Below are 19,716 nucleotides of genomic sequence, written 5' to 3' on the forward strand. Positions count from 1 at the left end.
CGCTCGGCCGCCAGCGGCCGTGGACAGAGCCGTCGGAGGCCCAGAGCTGGTGGAGTCGCCGCGTCACCCCCGTGCGACGGGCGCCCCGCACGCAGGCAGCGGAAAGCCCCGACTGGACGGGGGAGACCAGCCGGGGCCGTAGCCGTGGCGTGCGGAGGGCGGTCGCCTCTCGGCGGGGTGCTCCATGGGGCTTCAGCCGAACGATCGTCCCCATGGGCTTGAGGTGAGGCCCGGGGACACTGTCCCCTCCGCAGCCACATATGGATGAACGGCCGGCCGTCCCCGCTTGTTCCGTAAGGGAGGCCGGGCCCCTTGTGAGTTGGGGCACTCAAGGGCGCGCCGGGATCGGCGCGCGCCCCGCCAGGAGCGCAACCGCCCGGCGATCCGCCCGGGCGCTCAGGACGTGCCCTGGGCTCTCGCCACTGCGGCCAGGCCGGAGCGGTGCATGACCTGATCCACGGTTTCGGTGAGCGAGCTGCCTGCGGGAATCACGGTCTCGATGCCGCCCGGCAGGAGGTCCAACGGCCGGTACCAGTCGCGCAGTTCGCTCTCGCCGACCGTGTGGGCGATCGGTTTGGTGGCGTGCCGGGCGAGGGTCTCCTCGAAGGGGACGTCCAGGTAGAAGCAGTGGGTGCGGTTCGGGTGGTCGGCCAGGAGCCGGGCCAGCATCTCGCCGTAGTGCGCGACGTACAGAATGCCTTCCAGCACGGTGTGGAAGCCGTGTTCCAGGGCGTGCCGGACGGTCAGTTCGATCAGGCCGATGTTCGCGCCGCCGGGGATGTCGCGCTCGCGCAGCACATCGCGGCGGAGGGTGTCCTGGCTCACCAGGGCGAGACCCCGCCCATATCGCTCGCGCAAGCCCGCGGCCACCGAACTCTTGCCGCTCGCGCTGTTGCCGCGCAGCACGACCAGTTGTGTGGGGGAGGAGTCCGTCGTCATCGGGATCACCGTATCGATATCGCCCTCGTCGGAATGTGCTTGTCCGTCGTCGCGGCACCCCACTACCTTGCCGGGGTGGATCTCTTCTCACGTTCCTGGACGGCGTTGCGCGCGGCGGTCGCCGAACTGTCGGACGAGGACTTCGCCCGGCCGTCCGGCTGTACCGGCTGGCTCGTGCGGGACCTGGTGTGCCACCTGGTCATCGATGCCCAGGACGTCCTGATCACCCTCGTGACCCCCGCCGAAGGGGAACCGACCCGCGACGCGCTGACCTACTGGGACATCACCGAGACGCCGCCGACCGGCGACGACCCCCTCGACGCGTTGACCGTCCGGCTGGCCGCCGCCTACGGGGAGCCATGGCTGCTCAAGTTCCACCTGGACGACGTCGGTTCCGCCGCCGGCCGCGCCGCCGAACTCGCCGACCCGAGCCTGCGGGTGGGCACCCGCGACCAGGTCCTCACCGCGGGCGACTACCTTTCCGCGTACGTCCTTGAGTGGACGCTGCACCACCTCGACCTGGTCGCACAGCTCCAGGACGCGGCGGAACCGCCCGCGGAGGGGCTCGCCCGGTCCCGCGGGATGCTGGAGAAGATCGCCGGGTCCGCGTTCCCCGCGTCGTTCACCGACAAGGACGCACTGCTCGTCGGCACCGGACGGCGTGCCCCGACCGACGCGGAGACCACCGGACTGGGCGAACTGGCCGCGAAACTCCCGCTCGTCCTCGGCTGATCGTGTTCCATGAGATCCGTTAATTCCATTCATCAATTCCATTCGATCGTCGTGACCCGCGAAAACGATAGTGCGATCCTCGCGATTGCTTGCACAATCCTCTTCCACCTGGGAGCAAGAGGACCGGTCGTGTGCTGCAATTGAGGTATGTACCTCGACGAGCTCCGCGCCCTGCTCGTCCGGCACGCGCGGCCGGACTGGACCACCGCCATCGACGGTGTACTGATCTCGAAGGTCGACCGCTCGGATCCGCCGTATCTGTCGATGTCCGGCACGGTGCTGGCGGTCATCGCCCAGGGCGCGAAACGCCTCGCGCTGGGGGAGCGGGTGTACGAGTACGGCGCCGGGCAGTACCTCGTGACCTCGGTGGACCTGCCGGTCACCGGTCACTTCACCGAGGCCACTCCGGAGCACCCGGCGCTGGGGTTCGGGCTGACGCTGGAGCCGTCCGCCGTCGCCGAGCTGCTGTTGCAGGCGGGGGCGGGAGACATCCCCCACTCGGGCGGCAGCGCCCCGCCGGGCATCGCTGTCAGTGACGCTCCCGATGCGCTGCTCGACGCCGTGGTCAGGCTCTTGCGCCTGCTCGACGAGCCACGCGACCGGGCGGTGCTCGCGCCGCTGGTCAAACGCGAGATCCTGTGGCGCCTGATCACCGGCGAACAGGGCGGCATCGTGCGCCAGTTGGGCCTCGCCGACAGCAGCCTCAGCCATATCGCGCGGGCGGTGCGATGGATCCGCGAGCACTACGCGCAGCCGTTCAGGGTCGAGGACGTGGCGCAGCTGTCCGGCATGAGCGTCTCCGCGTTCTACCGCAACTTCCAGACGGTGACCGCGATGAGCCCGATCCAGTTCCAGAAGCAGATCCGGCTGCAGGAGGCCCGACTGCTGCTGGCCACCCACCCCAACGACATCACCGGGGTCGGCCAGCGCGTCGGCTACGACAACCCGTCACAGTTCAGCCGGGAGTACCGCCGCCAGTTCGGCGCACCGCCGAGCCGGGACGCCGCCGGCCTGCGCCGCTCCGTGCGTACTCCCGCGACCGCCCTGCCCTGACAGGCCGCATCCCAACACAAGAGGATTGTGCAAGGAGGCGGGAGAATTGTTCTTCTTTCTTCCCGTTTCGAAGTGCTTCCATGAATGAGTCGGATTTCCCCAATGGATTCCCTGTCGGAATCTCCAGTGGGGAAAAGAATATCCACTCATGTGCAGGAGGCACGTCATGAAGGTCGCCATTGTCACCGGTGCCAGTTCCGGTATTGGCCGGAGCGCGGCAGTACAGATCGCGAAGCGGGGGGTCGGAGTGATTCTGACCTTCAGCGGCAACCGGCAAGGGGGCCTGGACACCGTGGCGGCGATCGAGAAGGAAGGCGGTACGGCTGTCGCGCTGCCGCTGGACGTCGGTGAGAGCGGGAGCTTCCCGGCCTTCCGCACGTCGGTGGTGGACGCGCTGCGCGACACCTGGGGGCGCGACAGCTTCGACTACCTCGTCAACAACGCCGGCTTCGGACAGATGGCGATGTTCGAGGACACCACCGAGGAACTCTTCGACCGCTTCATGCGGGTCCTGCTCAAGGGCCCGTACTTCCTGACCCAGACGCTGCTGCCGTTGATGGCCGACGGCGGGGCGGTCGTCAACACGACCAGCAACTCCGCGATGACGTCAGGTCTGGAGCCCGGCTACTCGGCGTACGCGTCGATGAAGGGCGGCCTGATCGTCCTGACCCGCTACATGGCCAAGGAGTTCAGCGTGCGGGGCATCCGTGTCAACGCGGTCGCACCGGGTTCCACCCGCACTCGGATCTCCGACGACGCCTTCGAGCGGTTCCCCGAGGTGATCCCGGCCCTCGCGGCGAAGACGGCACTCGGCAGGGTCGGCGAATCCGACGACATCGGCCCGGTGATCGCCTCCCTGCTCGCCGAGGAGAGCGGCTGGATCACCGCGCAGAACATCGAGGTGTCCGGCGGCTACAACCTCTAGTGCTCCAGTGGCGAAGGCACACTGGAGCACTGGCCGGAGTTCACGGGTCGGTCCTCCCGCTGACGTCCCTCGGCACCCCGCGTCGACCACCGGCCGGAAGTCACCTGTGGACACTCCTGCCCCATTGATGGGGTGGCGTATCGCGACTTCGATGGCCCTTTGCCGGGCGGCGCTCGGCCACCGGCATGGCTGGCTAGGGGGTTGGGGAGCGTGCAGCACTCCAGAAGGGTCAGACACCGCGGAAGCGGTTCCAGAGTGGGGTTGAGCGGGTTTTCAGGTGCGGCGGCGCTGTTCGGGGTCGCCGCACTCGTCGTCTCGGCGGTTCCTGCCGACGCGGCGACAGCGGGGGCACCGCAACCGCCGAGCCCGGGAGAGGTGATACCGGGTCAGGAGACGCGGACACCGGCGCTCGTACGGGACATCCGGGAGCAGGCGCCGTCGACCGGCAGCGCGGCGGGCGCGGCCCGCACCTACCTGGACGACAAGCGGAGCCGGTACCGCATCGCGGACGCCCAGCGCGATCTCGTACCCGCCGGGACCACCGCCGCGGGCGGCCGGGAGACGGTCCGGCTCCAGCAGAGGCACCGGGGCGTGCCCGTCCTGGGTGGCCAGTACGTCGTCCGCATGGAGAAGAAGGACGGGGAGCGGGTCGTCACCGGCACCTCGGGCAAGTACTTCACCGAACTGCGCACCGGCACGACGCCCGAGGTCGGCGAGGAACTCGCCGTCGAGCGAGCCGTCGACGCCGTCCTCGCCGAACTCAGCGAAAAGCACTTCGCCGCGAAGCCGCCGCATGAGGGCGACGAGGACGAGTCCCCGCTCACCGGTACCGCCCGTGGGCTCGTCGTCCTGCCCACCGGGGCGGGCGTCCTCACCCAGCGGGTCACCGTGCGCGGCACCGACCCGGCGAGCGGTGAACCCGTACAGCGCGAGGTCTACATCGACGCCCGCGCCGGATATCCGGTCCTCCAGTACAGCGGTATCAAGACGTTCGGCGGACCCGGCCCGGCGGCCGGGAAGCCGGCGGCGGGCACCGCGCCGAGGTCGTCGTCGATGTCGCGACCGGCGAGAAGAAGGAGATCCAGACGGCTCCGAGCAGCACGAGCCTCGGCCCGACGGCCATCAACGGCTCGTACGTCTTCTGGCTTCTCGACGAGGGCACGGTCGAGGGCAGGACGGCCCTGCGCCGCGCCGCGCTCGACGGTTCCGGCGTGGTGGACCTCAGCCCGCAGACCGGGCCCGAGGCCCTGAACGCATACGACGTGACGGTGTCCGAGGACGCGGTGACGGTCGGCACCTACCTCCCCGACACCGAGATCCGCAACGAGTCGGTTCCCAAGCTCTACCAGTTCGCGGCGGGCGGCTCACCCGAGGACCCCGGCACGCGCAAGGGCCGCGTCTCCTGCAACCGCGGCGAGCAGTCGTCGGCCGCGGCGGTGGCGGGCAGCCAGGTGGTGTGGCTGGACGCGACGACCGGCGTCACCGACGTGGTGACCCGCACCCGCCCGACGGGCCGATGCGGCTGACCGCACTCACCGCACTCACTGCACTGACCGCAGTGAGCGACTGACAGCGGGCGGTGGCAGGGAATCGTCCGGCCGATCACCGGGTTGGGGAGTCAGTAGCCGAGATCCTCAAGGAGCCGACATGTCCGATGAACCCGCTGTCCGCGGACTCCGCCTGGTGGTCACGGCGGCCGATTACGACGCGGCGCTGCACTTCTACCGCGATGTCCTCGGTCTGGCCGAGCAAGGTGCGTTCGCCTCCGCCGACGGACGGGTCACCATCCTCGATGCCGGCCGCGCCACCCTGGAGATCGCCGATCCCAACCACGCCGCCTTCATCGACGAGGTCGAGGTCGGCCGGCGCGTGGCCGGCCACATTCGGGTCGCCTTCGAGGTCGACGACTCCGTCGCCGCCACGTCGAAGCTGGCCGCCGCCGGGGCCCAGGTGATCGCCGAGCCGACACGTACCCCCTGGAACTCGCTGAACTCCCGGCTCGACGCACCGGCTGATCTTCAGCTGACGCTCTTCACGGAACTCGACGACTAGACCGAGGGCTCAGGGGTTCCCCCCCCAGGTTTCTGCCGGGAATACCACGGCGGGGTCCCCTGTTGTACGACACAGAATGACATGCCTCCGTCAAGCAGAGGAGGCGTGGGGCGCCGTCGCCTCTCGGTGGACGGCTGTGAGGAAGGAAAGCCCATGCGAGTCGGCATTCACCCCGTTTCCCGCCCGGTCGTCTACCGGGACCGCGCCGCGGACGTCGCGTTCCTCACCCGTTCGACCGCGGACTCGACGAGGACGATCGAGTGGGAGGACGGCAACACCTACCCGGTGATCGACGTGGAGGTCTCGTCGGCCAGCCACCCGTTCTACACGGGGACCTCGCGGGTCATGGACAGCGCGGGCCGCGTGGAGCGGTTCGAGCGGCGTTACGGACGGGCGGCGTCGCTGACCCGATGACGCCATGTTGCGCGGCCGGCATCCGGGCAGAAGGGGCGTCGGCATCCGAGCAGGAGGAGAGCAGAGCCATGAAGGTGCGCAAGTCGTTGCGCTCACTGAAGTCGATGCCCGGGGCGCAGGTCGTGCGCCGACGGGGCACGGTGTTCGTGATCAACAAGAAGAACCCGCGCTTCAAGGCCCGCCAGGGCTGACGTACAGCGCGCATCGCGTGTAGGGCGCGTACAGCGTGTGGGCCGCCGGGCCCGGCTTCCGGAGAGGAAGCCGGGCCCGGCCTGCTGTGCGCGGGAGCAGCGGTCATCCCAGGTTGCCCAGGCGGGCGTCCCGCCACAGGTCGACGCCGCCGTCGATGGCGTACTTGTCGATCTCGGCCAGTTCCTCGCTGCTGAAGTCGGGGTTCTCCAGTGCGGCGACGTTCTGTTCCAGCTGCTCGGGGCGCGAAGCGCCGATGACGAGCGAGGTGACACGCTCGTCCCGCAGGGCCCAGGCGAGGGCCATCTGTGCCAGGCTCTGACCGCGCCGGGCCGCGATGTCGTTGAGGGCGCGCAGCCTGCGCAGCATGTCGTCCGACAGCCACGTGGTGTCGAACGAGGTTCCCTGCGCCGCTCGCGAGTCCTGCGGGACCCCGTCGAGGTAACGCCCGGTCAGCAGTCCCTGGGCGAGGGCCGTGAAGCCGATGACCCCGAAGCCCTCCTGCTCCGCGGTGTCGAGCAGACCGTCGGTCTCGACCCAGCGGTTGAGCATGCTGTACGACGGCTGGTGAATGAGGAGGGGCGTGCCCAGGTCCCGGAGGATGGAGGCGGCCTCGCGGCTGCGCTCGGCGTCGTAGGAGGAGATGCCGACGTACAGGGCCTTGCCCTGGCGGACGGCGGTGTCGAGCGCCCCCATCGTTTCTTCCAGGGGAGTGTCGGCGTCGAGCCGGTGGGAGTAGAAGATGTCCACGTACTCCAGCCCCGTGCGACGCAGCGACTGGTCGAGCGAGGCGAGCATGTACTTGCGGGAGCCGCCGCCCTGGCCGTAGGGGCCGGGCCACATGTCCCAGCCGGCCTTGGTGGAGATCACCAGCTCGTCCCGGTACGGCGCGAGATCCTGCTTCATCAGCCGCCCGAAGTTGGTCTCCGCGGCGCCGTACGGCGGACCGTAGTTGTTCGCGAGGTCGTGGTGGGTGATGCCGAGGTCGAAGGCGCGCAGAGCGATCGCGCGCTGGCTCTCGAAGGACCGGTCGTCCCCGAAGTTGTGCCAGTAGCCCAGGGACAGGACGGGCAGGTCGAGCCCCGAACGCCCGGTGCGCCGGTAGCGCATGGTGCCGTCGTAGCGGTCAGGATTCGTGACGTGACTCATCGAGTGATCTCCGGGTGGTGCGGTACGGGACGGACCCATTGGGCTCGTTGGACCCATTGGGCTCATCGGACCCGTCGGGCCTATCAGGTACATCGGACTCGTCGGGGTCGCGGGGATCCGCCTGCCCACACTGCCCCTGCCTGATCCCGAAGTCCAACAGCTCCCCGCCATGGGATTCAGCGGTGCCGTTTCTGAATCGCGAGGGGCGTTACTCCGGGGCCGGATTGACGGATTGGCGTCCGGCCTCGTTGGGCAGGGAGCCATCGAATGTCATGAGCACGACTACCTTTCCCCCACAAGGAGGTCGACCATGCACGTCCGTAAGCCGACGATCGGACTCGCTGCCGTCCTGACGGTGACCTTTTCGCTGATGGGCGGCCAGGCCGTGGCCGCACCGTCCACGACCGCTCCTTCCGAGGTCGCGGACAGCGCCGTCGCCGCCCGTGTCTTCACGTACGACGCGAGCGGTTCCGCGGAGTTCAAGTCCGCCGTCGACCGCGGTGCGGCGATCTGGAACGAGAGTGTCGACGCCGTCGAACTGCGCCCGGTCGCGGCCGGGCAGCGCGCCAACATCCGGGTCCTGGCGGACAACGGCTGGCCCCGGGCCCTGCCCACCACGCTGGGCAACGGAACCGTCTACATCGGACGCCAGGCCGTGGACCAGGGCTACAACACGATCCGCATCTCGTCCCACGAACTGGGCCACATCCTCGGCCTGCCGGACCGCAAGCCCGGCCCGTGCTCAAGCCTGATGTCCGGCTCCACCGCGGGAACCGCGTGCACGAACCCCTACCCGAACACGGTGGAGAAGGCGGAGGTCGAGGACAACTTCAGCAGCGCGCTGGCCGGGACGGGAGGAGCAGCGCGGAGCGGTGTCATGATCGTGGACTGACGCACGGTGCCGTGCGCGGGTGTGGGCGGAGGCCGGGACATTGCGGCGTCCGCCCACGCTCACACTCACCCCCGCACCCACACTCACACCGGCACGCGGCGACTGGTCCGAGCGACCTCTCCGACCCTTTCGGCCTCTCCGGCGTCAGCCCCGCCGGCGCAGCTTGCTCAGGAACCCCTTGGCCTGGGCCCGCCGTCGCGGATCGGCGGAGGCACGGCGTACCTGTTCGATGGTGCGCCGCCCCTGGGGGCTCCTGGCGAACCGTTTGATCTTTTCGATCATCCCGGGCACAACTCCTCCTAGGGCGAGGCCGGTACAGCGGATGCCTGCACGCCCTGTATACCCCGTCATCGGGAAGTAAGCGCCTGACGGGCCCTGCTCACAGGATCAGCACCTGCCGGTGCCGCCTACTGCCCGCCCGGGGCGGGCACTGTCGGACGAGTCCTCTAAGCTCCCGCGCATGAGCGAGGGGGACAGCGACAGACGCGTCATCGACGGACGGTTCCGGCTGGAGTCGCGCCTCGGCGGCGGTGGGATGGGAACGGTCTGGCGGGCCACGGACCTCGTGCTGCACCGGAACGTGGCCGTCAAAGAGGTGCGGCCACCGGACGCGGGGCTGGCCGAGTACGACCCGGACGGCGCGCGGATGCTGCGGGAGCGGGTGCTCCGAGAGGCCAGGGCGCTGGCCAGGATCGACCACCCGAATGTCGTGACGATCCATCACATCGTCGACGGCGGCGAGGGCACCTATCCATGGATCGTCATGGAGCTGGTCGGCGGCGGATCGCTGGCCGACCGCCTGGGCCGTGGACCCATGGACCCGGCCGAGACGGCCCGGCTCGGACGCGAGGTGCTGGCCGCACTGCGCGCCGCGCACGACGCGGGCATCCAGCACCGGGACGTCAAGCCCGCCAACGTGCTCCTTCGCCCCGACGGCCGCCCCGTACTCACGGACTTCGGGATCGCGGCGATCCGCGAATCGACGGCCCTCACCGCCACCGGGTCCATCATCGGCACGGCCGACTACATGGCGCCCGAGCGAGTCTCGGGCAACGACGGCGGAGCGGCATCGGACCTCTGGTCGTTGGCGATGATGTTGTATGCCGCCGTCGAGGGCCGGCATCCCCTGCGCCGGGGCACGACGCTGGCCACCCTCGCGGCTGTCCTCTACGAGGAGGTCCCGCCACCGGTGCAGGCCGGGCCTCTGGCGGACGTACTGATGCGTGTGCTGGTGCGGGATCCGGCTGCGCGCCCGGATGCCGAGACCCTTGACCGGATGCTGGCTTCCGTGGCCGAGGGCGTACCGGCCGCGGCTCCGGGCGGATCGGAGACCACCTCCTACCGGCTGACTCCTCCGCCGACCGCCCCGCCGTTTCCTTCCGGCGCGGGCGAGCCCGGTCCACCGACCGGGTACCCGACACCGCAGGACGCCGTTCCCCGGCTGCCCACCCCTCCCACGTCGTACCCGGGAGCACCCGCCGGTGCGCCGACGCCCGCCCGCCGCCCGTCCGGGCAAAGGCGCTGGTCCAGGGTCGTCCTGTCCGCCGCGGCGACAGCGCTCGTCGGAGTCCTCGTGTGGGTCCTGGTACCGGACGGGGAGAAGGCCGACTCCTCGTCCTCCGGGGGCACGGGGAGCGGGGCGAAAGCGACACCGTCGTCCAGCAGCACGTCGACGACCGAATCGTCCGCCGACGCCTCGACACCCACGCCCAAGCAGACGGAGAAGGGAAGCACGACCGATCTGCTGACGCCCGACGGCATCCGCACCGCGATCAAGGCGTTCAAGAAGGAGACGGGCAGCGACCAGTTCGGCGATTTCACGGTGTATCCCGGGTACATCAACGCTTACGTCATGGTCAAGGGGAGCCGGACCCAGTACGACATGTACACCTACCGCGTCGAAGAGGGTTTGAAAAAGGGAATCATCAAGGGTTCGCTGGCGGGCGGAAAGCAGGCGTTGAGCCTCGACGCGTTCGATTGGGACGCGGTCCCCGCGCTGATCGCCGAGGCTCGGAAGAAGCTGAAGGTCGAAAGCCCCACGAGCCGATACCTGGTGGTCAGGCAGCCGAACGACGTATTCGACACCCCCGCCGGTATGGCTGTGTACCTCAGCAACGACTACAACAAGAGCGGCTATCTGGAGGCCGACACCCACGGCAAGGTGACCAAGGTGATGGCCGCCGACGGCTGATCCCGGACCATCATCCCGTCGTACGCGCCGCGCGATCGGTGGTGGAGAGGCCGTACCAGTGGTCGCAGGGGCAGCCGTCGTTCAGCGCCGCCGTCGGACATCCGGGCAGGCGACCTCACTGGAACCGCCGTACGGATCGGTGACGGTCCTCGTGCCGGTGACCTTGGCGGAGAGGCACAGCTCACCGCCCAGCAGCCGCAGGTCGAGGGTGAACTCCACGCTCTCGCCTGAGCGTTGAGGGCCGTGGATCCGCAGGTCGATGTAACCGAGGCCGTGCAGGACATCCTTGACCTGTCCCGGAGTCGGATCGGGCGTGCCCTTGAGGGCTTTCGCTATGCGGCGGGAGTGGACGCGGGCATCGCATTTCTCCACGGGGCTCAACTCCACCTCTTTCCTGGCCTCATCAGGGTCTACGGGCTCTACCGGTGGCGGCGTCGCGTCCGGCGGTAACGGTTCGGGCAGGGGTGTGAGGGGCGGCTCCGTGGGATCCGGTTCTTCCGGCGGTTCCGTCGGGGGCTCCTCGGTCGGCTCGAACTTCAAGCAGGGTTCGGTGATGGAGAGGAGGAGCTCCATGAACGGCAGGAAGTCGGGTTCCGAGGACTCGGGGTCCGAGGAGTCGGTGGGGAAGACCGTGGCGGGGGCGGTCGCGGTCGAGCCGGCCTCGACCCGGTCGTCGGTTCCGGCCTTCGGGCCCTTGTCTGCCGCTCGTTCGGAACCGCAGGCGGTGAGAGTGAGGGCGAGTGCGCAGAGCGCCGCGGGTATCGCTCCGCGGCGGAGGCGTGAGGGTCGCGGTATGCGGTGAATACGATGATTTTCGCTGGAAAGTCGTCTCATGCTCGCAGTGTGTGCGCGGGCAGCGGACCGCACATGAGTACGGCTACTCAGAGCAAGTCACCAGTGCGCGCCGGGACGGCCAGTCAGCAAGAGAGTTTCGGGCTCCGCCGAAACGAGTGGTGCGTTCGGTATACCGCCCCCAAGCTGAGGGCGCCGTCCGGGCCTTGAACTGCCCCGGACGGGAGATGACAGCGCCCGCACGCCTCGCCTCTTTGTCCTGACCTCGATCCGGACCTCGACAACGAAGGAATGCCCCCACATGGCAGACGAGTTGGTCCTGCGCGCCCAGAGATTCGTCAACCAGGCCTACGGCGACAAGATCGGCATGACCGTCGAGGAGAACGGCCGTACGGGCTGGAGCACCATGTACGCCCTGACCAGGGCTCTCCAGTGGGAGCTGGGCATCAGCCCCGTGGCGGACAGCTTCGGTCCCACCACCCTGCGCGTCCTGACGCAGAGGTTCCCCCGGCTCAACAGCGACACCGTGCCGTCGGCCAACTTCTGCCGCATCATCCAGTCCGCGATGTACTGCAAGGGCTATGACGGCGGCGACATCGACGGCGTCTACAACTCGAACGTCCAGGCCGGCATCACCAAGCTCAAGCAGGACATGGGTGTCGACGGTGTCTACCCCGGCTCCGACCTGACTCCGAAGGTCTTCAAGGGCCTGCTGAACATGGACCCGTACGTCCTCGTCAGGTACGGGGACAGGCCCGGCGACGAGGACATCCGCTCGATCCAGCGCTGGCTCAACGGGCGTTACATCCACCGGCAGGACTTCTTCGTCATCCCCTGCGACGGCCACCACTCCCGCGATGTCGCCAAGTCCATGCTGTTCGCCATCCAGTACGAACTGGGCATGGCCGACGGTGTGGCCAACGGCTCCTTCGGCCCCGCGACCCAGGCGGGTCTCAGACAGCACACCCTCAGGGTGGGCAGCACAGGTGTCTGGGTGAACCTGTTCACGGCCGCCATGATCCTCAACCAGCGGCCCCATATCGCGTTCGGCGGGACCTTCACGGCCGACCTGTCCTCGGCGGTCTTCGAGTTCCAGGACTTCGTGAGGATCTCCCCGAACGGCGACGGCGACTACCCCACCTGGGCATCCCTGCTGATCTCCTACGGCGACCAGTCCCGCTCCGGCGCCGCCTGCGACTGCATCACGACCATCACCGCGGCCCGCGCCCAGTCCCTGCTGTCCGCCGGGTACGTGTACGTCGGCCGCTATCTGTGCAACGTCCCGAACGGCCGGGACAAGATGATCAAACCCGGTGAGCTGCAGACCATCGCGGCCAACGGCCTGAACTGCTTTCCGATCTACCAGACCTTCAGCGACGGGGCGGCCTACTTCAAGTACAGCCAGGGCACCCGGGACGGCCTCGACGCGATCGACTGGGCCAAGTACCACGGATTCAAGGACGGCACCCGCATCTACTTCGCCGTCGACTACGACGCGTTCGACCACGAGGTGACCTCCAACATCCTTCCGCACTTCAGGGGGGTCTTCCGGGCGGTGCAGGAGAACTCCCGCTACCGGGTCGGCATCTACGGGCCGCGCAACGTGTGCCGCAGGGTGCGCGAGGCGGGGTACACCGACGCGAGTTTCGTCTCCGACATGTCCAGCGGGTTCTCCGGGAACCTGGGCTTCCCCATGCCGGGGGACTGGGCGTTCGACCAGATCGCCACCGTCACCGTGGGAACCGGGGCCGGAACCATCGAGATCGACAAGAACATCGCCTCCGGACGGGACGTCGGACAGAGCAGCTTCGACCCCGGCGCGGACACCGCGGGACTGGACGTCGACTTCAACGCGACGTACCGCGCCGCCATGCTCCAGGAGGTGCGCTCGTACCTGGAGTCCATCGGCGTCCCCGAGACGGGCGGTGACGGCTGGACCGACCCGGACTGGGCGACCCTGGGAGGCATCTCCAACACCAAGGCGTTCGAGCTGGTTCTCTCCGCGGACTGGCTGTTCACCTCGCTGGCCCGGCAGCTCAGGGTGCGCAAGGCCCTGATCCAGGCCCCGGTGCTGTGGGAACTGCGCAAGTTCAACCCGCTGGACATCGTCGCCGACACGGCGGTCAAGACCGGCGTGGACGACGACTGCAGCACCGGCTGGGCCCAGATCTTCGCCTGGGTGGCCATCGACGCGAGGAACCACTGCGTCGAAGGGGGCATCATCAACGGCTCGATCCTGGACGACCCCAGGGACAAGCCGTCGGTGTGGACCCAGCTGAACGAGGACCCGATCTACAACATCAAGTCGGCGGCCTACCTGACGATCTTCAACGCCCACCAGATCAACCTGCCGAGACCGGGGCTGAATACGAGTGAGGCCGACTCCGAGAGAATCCTCAGCCGCTACAACGGTCCCCCCGTGACGGAGGACGGGAAACCGAACCTTCCCGCCTTGCAGTACGGCCGTGAACTCGTCGGTCTGTACCGGGTGTTGGAGAAGTACTACCGGCTCTCCCGCAATGGCTGACGTGAAGGGGACGAACAGCGTGACAACTGGCATGACAGGCAACGCAGGCAGCACAGGTGGCGCGGGCAGCGCGGTCAGGACAGGCATCACGCGACGCGATGTCGTCAGGCACAGCGCGGTCCTCGGCACCGTCACCCTGGTGGGCGGCGGCTCCGTGCTGGCCCTGCCCGCCGGGGCGGTGGCCGCCGAGAGACCCGGGCCCGGCGACGCCCCGAAGCGACCGACATCGCCCAACGGCTGGGAGTTGGAGGAGAAGGCCAACGACGTCTCCACGGTGTGGACCCGGCCCGTACCGGGCACCGGCCTCGACGTCGACGTACGCATCGGGGACGTGGAGACGGTCCTCGTGCACGTCGTCCGGCGCTTCCACTACGAGATCGACGAACTCCGCAAGGGAGACCTGACCGGCTGGCGCGCACCGGCCCGGGTCAAGCCGAAGCGGGCGGAGGGCAACCAGGCGTCCGGCACCGCCGTCGCGATCCGGCCCGGCTCCTATCCGCCCGGAGCCAGGGGAGGGTTCTTCCCGCCCCAGCTCATGGTGATCCGCGACATCCTCGCCGAGTGCGACGGCGTCGTGCGGTGGGGCGGGGACGACGACCGCCCGTACGAGGCGCTGTTCTCCATCGACGTACCGCCCGGCGACAAGCGGCTGACGGACCTCGTGGCCAAGCTGCGGACGTGGGCCGACGAGCCCGGAGCCGGCCCGGGCACCCAGGTGGACGTGGCCGACGCCAAGCGGCGCAAAGCCGCCACCGCGCTGGAACGGCGGCAGAAGGAGACCGCCTGACACCGGACGTCCGGCACCCGCGGAAGGCCGTGGATCCGTGTGATCCACGGCCTTCCGCCGTACGCCCCTGGCGGCGCCGACGGCCGGGCCCGTGGACTCGGTCATCTAGAATGACGGCCAACGCGCTTGTAAGCGCGGGGAGTTGAGTTCAACGCCGGGGAGAACATCCATGGGCGCCACAGAGGCCGTAGACACACCGGAGGCGGACTCCGAGCCGGACACCCGCACCGCGGGGCCGACGGTGCCACGTCTGGTACTGGGGGCACGACTCCGTCGACTGAGGGAGGAACTGCACTTCTCCCGCGAGGAGGCCGGCGAGGCCATCCGCGCCTCTCAGTCCAAGATCAGCAGAATGGAGTGGGGCCGGCACGGGTTCAAGATGCGTGACGTGTCCGACCTGCTCACGCTCTACGGAGTCACGGACGAGGCCGAGCGCGCCACCTTGCTGGCTCTGGCGAAACAGGCCAACACCCCCGGCTGGTGGCAGCCGTACAACGACGTCGTGCCCGGCTGGATGCAGGCCTACCTCGGGGCCGAACAGGCGGCGAGCCTCATCCGCTGCTTCCAGCCCCAGGTCGTTCCCGACCTGCTGCAGATCCCTGATTACGCTCGCGCCGCCGTCCGGCTCACCTGCCCGGAGGCTTCCGCGGAGGAGATCGACCGGCGGGTCACCCTGCGCATGCAACGCCGGCAGATCCTGCACCGGCAGCAGGCGGTTCAGCTCTGGGCCGTGATCGACGAGGCGGCGCTGCGTCGCCCGGTGGGCGGCACCGGCACGATGCGCGCCCAGCTCCAGCACCTCATCGAGATCTGCCAACTCCCGCAGGTCACCGTACAGATCGTGCCGTTCCGCGCCGGTGGTCACGCCGCGGCCGGCGGTCCGGTCACCATCGTGCGGCTGCCCGGCGGTCTGCTGCCCGACATGGTGTACCTGGAACAGCTCGCCAGCGCCGTCTATCCCGACAAGCCGAGCGAGATCGAGTACTACTGGGGTGTCATGAACCGCGTGGTCGTCCAGGCCGATTCGCCGGACGCGACGTGCACGACCCTCCATCGCATCCTTCAGGAGACCTGACCCGAGTGGATCGGGACTCGCGATGGCCGATGGAACGCGTGCCGGTCGTCGCGCCCGGCGGCCGGTACGGCGGCGTACGCCAAGTGGGCCGCCGGGCGGCGGACTTCAGCGCTTGAGGGCGACGCCTCCGTACTGGTGCACCTCCGCCGGGAGCCCCCAGGCCTCGGTGTCAGGACGCCACCGCGAGCACGATGCGACGCCGGGTTCGAGCAGTTCCAGACCGTCGAAGTAGCGCTCGATCTGCTCGGGGCTGCGAAGGATGTATGGGATCGACCCGCCCTCGTTGTACTGCCGGATGGCGTCGACATAGGCGTCGCTGGTGTCGGTGCTGTCGTACTGCACGAGGAAGCTGCCGGCCGGCAGACCGTCCACCAACTGCCGCACGATCGAACATGCTTCGTCGTGGTCCTCGATGTGGCCGAGGATGCCCATCAGCATGAGGGCGACCGGCTGGTCGAAGTCCAGCGTCTTGGCCGCTTCCCGCAGGATCGTGCTCGGGTCGCGCAGATCGGCGTCGACGTAGTTGGTGACCCCCACCGAGCTGCTGACCAGCAGCGCGCGGGCATGTGCGAGCACCAACGGGTCGTTGTCGACGTAGACGATCCGGCATTCCGGCGCCACTCGCTGGGCGATCTGATGGGTGTTGTCCACATTCGGCAGCCCGGTGCCGATGTCCAGGAACTGCCGGATGCCCTCCTCGGCGGCGAGATGACGGACCGCGCGGGCCAGGAAGTACCGGGCGGCGCGGGCTCCGGTCTCGATCCCCGGGAAGATGTCACGGAACGCGTCACCGGCTATCCGGTCGACCTCGTAATTGTCCTTGCCGCCCAGCCAGTAGTTCCAGATCCGGGCCGATTGCGGCACGGTGGTGTCGATCTTGGAGAGTGCCTCCTGGTCGGAGTTCTCTCGTGCATCAGTCATGGACGCTCCTGTGTGTACGTGTGCGTGTACGTATGTGTCCACGGTTGTGTGTACGTGATGTGGGAACCGCGAAACTGCCGAGTGCCGGTCGTGGAGGGCCACGCTATTCCCCGTGTTTGGATCATGTGTATCCGCAGGCCCAACCTGTCCGTGCTTCGCCTGGCAATGACTTGTTTGTGTTCTCCGGGCGGGCCGAAAGTCGACATCCGTGCCGTCACTTCACGGAATGCGCACAGAAGTTCATCAGCCCTTTAGGTTTCAACCGTTACGCTCGCCGACAGTCGAGTGGTCGATGTCGGCGCCCCACCCGCCGCGGCCCTCCCCCCCCAGAGGCACAGGAGATTCGGCGTGCGTGACGGCGACGTAGTGGTGATCGGCGGCGGCTATGCGGGCGTCCGGCTGGCGAAACGGCTGGACGGGACGGCACGGGTCACGCTGGTCGATCGCAAGGATGTTTTTTTCCACCGCATCGCCTCCCTGCGCGCCGGTGTGCGTCCGGAGTGGACGATGGCCCCGTTCATCCCGTACGACCGGCTGCTCGGCAACGGCCGGGTGGCGGTGGGCAAGGCGGTCCGTATCGACACCGCCGAGCGGGAGGTGGTGCTGGCCACCGGCGAGCGCCTCCCGTACGACGTGGTGGTGATCGCCACCGGCGCCGACTATCCGGAACCGGCCCGTTTCTCCGGCACCACCGCGGAGGAGGCCGCCAAGTCGTTCGCGGAGCACCAGCAGAGCGTCGCCACCGCGGATCATGTCCTCGTCGTCGGCGGCGGGCCCTCCGGCGTCGAGCTCAGCGCCGAGATCCGCCTGGCCCGGCCGGACGCCCGGGTCACGCTCGCCCACTCCGGTCCGGCCCTGCTCCACTCCACGGGCAGCGAGCGGGCCGGGCGCAAGGCCCATGCCTGGCTGGAGTCCCACGACGTGGAGGTGCGGCTCGACTCGTTCATGTCCCCGGGCCACGACTTCGGTACGTACCGCGACGCACGCGGGAACGTGGTGGAGGCCGACCGCTCCTTCTGGGCGACGGGCACCACCCCCAACACGCTCTGGCTGCGCCTGGCCGGACACGGTGACTGGCTGAACGCGAGCGGGCATGTGAAGGTCGACCGGATGCTCCGGGCCGAGGGCCGACTGGATGTATTCGCGGTCGGCGACGTGAACGACGCGAGTGAGCTCAAGATCACCCCCGCCGCGCTCGCCCAGGCGGACCTTGCCGCCCACAACATCCGTGCCTACCTGGGCAGTTCAGGAAAACACCGCACACAGTCCCGCTCGTACCGGCCCATCCACCGCACCCCGCTCATCGTGCCGTTCGGTCAGGCGGACGGAGTGACCATGCTGCCCGTACTGGGCGGCGAGACCGCGGTACTCGGCGGCCGAACCACCACCCTGGCCAAGGCGAAGACCCTGATGACCCCCTACATGAGGCGCCAACTGGGGTACACCGCGGCCTGACACACGACGCGCGGCTTCCCGCAGACGAACGACGACGCCACCCGGTGGCACCCGTCGTTCGCCCAGGTATGCCCCCTGGGGTAAGGTCCCCACGTTTCCAACTACCGACTGAAGGCGAGCCGGTACGGGGAGTGCGGAAGGGGCGGCAGGACGATGGAATCCCAGTTGGGCGACGGCGGATCCGTGGATCTGGACGACACACCGTTGGAGGCGATGACTCCCGAACCGCTGCTCACCCGGGACTACGAGACACGCCCCTCACTGGTGTACGAACGGCTGAGGCAGCGTCACGGCCCGGTCGCGCCGGTCGATCTCCTGGGCGTACCCGCCTGGTTGGTCCTCGGCTACCGGGAGGCACTCGATGTGCTCCAGGACGACGACGGGTGGCCCAAGGGCCTGGAGAACTGGCGGGCCCGCTCGGAGGGCCGCGTCCCGTCCGACTGGCCCCTCGGGCCGTCCCTCGAGGTCAACCACGTACTGATCCAGGGCGGTCCCGGATACCCGCAGTTGCGTACGGCGTGGGACACGGCTCTCCGTCCCTTCCAGGACCCGCGCCATCCCCAGGCGAAGAAGCTCAAGACGGCCGTCACCGCCTACGCCGACGAACTGATCACCCTGGTGGGACAGGCCGGCGGTACGGGACTCGCGGACCTGTCCGCCCAGTTCTCCCGGCCCCTGCCGCTGATGGTGGCAAGTCACCTGCTCGGCTTCCCCGGTTCACAGGGCGACGACGCGCTGATGGACATGTGGCGGGTCCTGGACGCAGGGCCGGACGCGGAGCCGGCCCTGGAGCGCCTGTTGGCGACGCTGGCCGAACTGGCCGCGATGAAGCTGAAGACGCCGGGGGACGACTTCCCCTCGCACCTGCTCGCCGCACACCCGGACCTCTCGCTCGACGAGCTGGCCCGTGAGCTGTTCATGCTGCTGGGCATGACCTCCGACCACGTCGGCATCCTCATCTCCAACACGGTGGTGGAGGTCCTCTCGGGAGACGGCGGCGCGCGTGCCAGCCTGTCCGCCGGGATGGTCAGGGAGACCATGAACCGGGTGGTCATGCGCAAGCCACCGCTGGTGAACTTCGTGCCGCGCTTCGCCGCCAAGGACACCCCGCTCGGCAGGTACACGATCCGCGCGGGCGACCCGGTCTGGGTCTCCTCGGCGGCGGCGCACGCCGACCCGCTCTTCGCCGACAGCGCGGCGAAGAGCAGCACCGTCAGCACCCGGGCGCACCTGTCCTGGGGCGCGGGCCGCCGCCAGTGCCCGGCGCGCGAACTCGCGTCCACGGTCGCGGCGGTGGGCGTGAGCCGCCTGTTCGAGCGGTTCTCCCGCCTCGACCTCGCGCTCCCCGTCGACCAACTCCCTTGGCGCTCCTCGCCCTTCATGCGTGGCCTGCGCTCGCTGCCCGTACGGTACGAACTCGCCGCGGTGCCCGAGCAGCCGCCGGCGCACGACCCGGCGGCGGAACCGGCCGAGACGGCGCTGCCGGATCCGTCCGCCCGGCAGCGCTCGTCACTGTGGCGCTATCTGACGAGCCTGATCCGCGCGGGCCGCTGACGCCGGGATGAGCGTGCGGGAGCTGAGGTGAGGCCGTCACGCCCGCGCCGGCCTCACCTCAGCTCCCGC

At 69.0% G+C, this 19,716-nt stretch carries 20 protein-coding genes; 15 read left to right on the plus strand and 5 right to left on the minus strand.

Annotated features, from left to right (window positions below):
- Positions 1–396: 396 nt before the first annotated feature.
- Positions 397–939, minus strand: a complete 543-nt coding sequence (locus AOK17_RS39005) for an AAA family ATPase (protein ID WP_055617373.1) — start codon at positions 937–939, stop codon at positions 397–399.
- Positions 940–1,014: 75 nt separating this feature from the next.
- On the opposite strand from AOK17_RS39005, the gene AOK17_RS39010 reads away from it, so the two are divergent.
- From AOK17_RS39010 to ykgO, 8 genes are all read left to right on the plus strand, one after another.
- Positions 1,015–1,671 carry a maleylpyruvate isomerase N-terminal domain-containing protein gene (locus AOK17_RS39010; protein ID WP_055617374.1) on the plus strand — a complete coding sequence of 219 codons (657 nt, stop codon included), beginning with the start codon at positions 1,015–1,017 and terminating at the stop codon, positions 1,669–1,671.
- Between the two features lie 147 nt (positions 1,672–1,818).
- Positions 1,819–2,724: an AraC family transcriptional regulator gene (locus AOK17_RS39015; RefSeq protein ID WP_055617357.1), complete on the plus strand. Its 906-nt coding sequence runs from the start codon at positions 1,819–1,821 to the stop codon at positions 2,722–2,724.
- A 166-nt stretch (positions 2,725–2,890) separates the two neighbouring features.
- Positions 2,891–3,649: an SDR family NAD(P)-dependent oxidoreductase gene (locus tag AOK17_RS39020; protein ID WP_055617358.1), complete on the plus strand. Its 759-nt coding sequence runs from the start codon at positions 2,891–2,893 to the stop codon at positions 3,647–3,649.
- Between the two features lie 261 nt (positions 3,650–3,910).
- Positions 3,911–4,900 (plus strand): hypothetical protein, encoded by a 990-nt coding sequence (locus AOK17_RS39025; protein WP_245697642.1) that lies wholly within the window; start codon positions 3,911–3,913, stop codon positions 4,898–4,900.
- Complete coding sequence (locus AOK17_RS52865) at positions 4,861–5,175, plus strand: hypothetical protein (RefSeq protein ID WP_055617360.1); 315 nt, start codon at positions 4,861–4,863, stop codon at positions 5,173–5,175. The genes AOK17_RS39025 and AOK17_RS52865 overlap by 40 nt, the downstream gene beginning before the upstream one ends.
- 121 nt (positions 5,176–5,296) lie before the next feature.
- Entirely contained in the window at positions 5,297–5,701 is a 405-nt protein-coding gene (locus AOK17_RS39035) for a VOC family protein (RefSeq protein ID WP_055617361.1), read from the plus strand.
- A gap of 153 nt (positions 5,702–5,854) precedes the next feature.
- Positions 5,855–6,115, plus strand: coding sequence for a type B 50S ribosomal protein L31 (locus AOK17_RS39040; protein WP_055617362.1), 261 nt, complete (start codon positions 5,855–5,857; stop codon positions 6,113–6,115).
- Positions 6,116–6,183: 68 nt separating this feature from the next.
- On the plus strand, positions 6,184–6,306 hold the full coding sequence (gene ykgO, locus AOK17_RS39045) for a type B 50S ribosomal protein L36 (RefSeq protein WP_055617363.1): 123 nt from the start codon (positions 6,184–6,186) through the stop codon (positions 6,304–6,306).
- A gap of 103 nt (positions 6,307–6,409) precedes the next feature.
- Here the strand turns inward: ykgO and mgrA are convergent, their stop codons facing one another.
- A complete protein-coding gene (gene mgrA / locus AOK17_RS39050) occupies positions 6,410–7,453 on the minus strand; it encodes an L-glyceraldehyde 3-phosphate reductase (RefSeq protein ID WP_055617364.1) in 1,044 nt (347 codons plus the stop codon).
- A 310-nt stretch (positions 7,454–7,763) separates the two neighbouring features.
- Between mgrA and AOK17_RS39055 the strand changes: the two genes are divergently transcribed.
- The gene (locus AOK17_RS39055) at positions 7,764–8,345 is read left to right on the plus strand and encodes a snapalysin family zinc-dependent metalloprotease (protein ID WP_055617365.1); all 582 of its coding nucleotides are present in this window, start codon (positions 7,764–7,766) and stop codon (positions 8,343–8,345) included.
- Between the two features lie 144 nt (positions 8,346–8,489).
- On the opposite strand, the gene AOK17_RS51420 is transcribed toward AOK17_RS39055, so the two are convergent.
- Positions 8,490–8,627, minus strand: coding sequence for a hypothetical protein (locus AOK17_RS51420; RefSeq protein ID WP_169801986.1), 138 nt, complete (start codon positions 8,625–8,627; stop codon positions 8,490–8,492).
- 178 nt (positions 8,628–8,805) lie between these two features.
- Between AOK17_RS51420 and AOK17_RS39060 the strand changes: the two genes are divergently transcribed.
- A complete protein-coding gene (locus AOK17_RS39060; protein WP_055617366.1) occupies positions 8,806–10,536 on the plus strand; it encodes a serine/threonine-protein kinase in 1,731 nt (576 codons plus the stop codon).
- Between the two features lie 81 nt (positions 10,537–10,617).
- Here AOK17_RS39060 and AOK17_RS52870 read toward each other — a convergent pair whose 3' ends face one another.
- Positions 10,618–11,370 (minus strand): hypothetical protein, encoded by a 753-nt coding sequence (locus tag AOK17_RS52870; protein WP_245697644.1) that lies wholly within the window; start codon positions 11,368–11,370, stop codon positions 10,618–10,620.
- A 259-nt stretch (positions 11,371–11,629) separates the two neighbouring features.
- Between AOK17_RS52870 and AOK17_RS39070 the strand changes: the two genes are divergently transcribed.
- The 3 genes from AOK17_RS39070 to AOK17_RS39080 all read left to right on the plus strand — a co-directional run bounded on the left by AOK17_RS39070 (position 11,630) and on the right by AOK17_RS39080 (position 15,717).
- Entirely contained in the window at positions 11,630–13,855 is a 2,226-nt protein-coding gene (locus AOK17_RS39070) for a glycoside hydrolase domain-containing protein (protein ID WP_055617367.1), read from the plus strand.
- Positions 13,856–13,886: 31 nt separating this feature from the next.
- Positions 13,887–14,642, plus strand: coding sequence for a hypothetical protein (locus AOK17_RS39075; protein WP_055617368.1), 756 nt, complete (start codon positions 13,887–13,889; stop codon positions 14,640–14,642).
- 169 nt (positions 14,643–14,811) lie between these two features.
- Positions 14,812–15,717, plus strand: a complete 906-nt coding sequence (locus AOK17_RS39080; RefSeq protein WP_055617369.1) for a helix-turn-helix domain-containing protein — start codon at positions 14,812–14,814, stop codon at positions 15,715–15,717.
- A 105-nt stretch (positions 15,718–15,822) separates the two neighbouring features.
- Here the strand turns inward: AOK17_RS39080 and AOK17_RS39085 are convergent, their stop codons facing one another.
- The gene (locus tag AOK17_RS39085) at positions 15,823–16,638 is read right to left on the minus strand and encodes an SAM-dependent methyltransferase (protein ID WP_055617370.1); all 816 of its coding nucleotides are present in this window, start codon (positions 16,636–16,638) and stop codon (positions 15,823–15,825) included.
- A 348-nt stretch (positions 16,639–16,986) separates the two neighbouring features.
- On the opposite strand from AOK17_RS39085, the gene AOK17_RS39090 reads away from it, so the two are divergent.
- Together AOK17_RS39090 and AOK17_RS39095 are read left to right on the plus strand one after the other, a co-directional pair.
- A complete protein-coding gene (locus tag AOK17_RS39090) occupies positions 16,987–18,093 on the plus strand; it encodes an NAD(P)/FAD-dependent oxidoreductase (RefSeq protein ID WP_055617371.1) in 1,107 nt (368 codons plus the stop codon).
- Positions 18,094–18,246: 153 nt separating this feature from the next.
- Positions 18,247–19,647, plus strand: coding sequence for a cytochrome P450 (locus AOK17_RS39095; RefSeq protein WP_055617372.1), 1,401 nt, complete (start codon positions 18,247–18,249; stop codon positions 19,645–19,647).
- Positions 19,648–19,716: the final 69 nt, after the last annotated feature.

The sequence above is a fragment of the Streptomyces phaeochromogenes genome (assembly GCF_001418655.1).
GTDB classification, from domain to species: Bacteria; Actinomycetota; Actinomycetes; order Streptomycetales; family Streptomycetaceae; genus Streptomyces; species Streptomyces phaeochromogenes.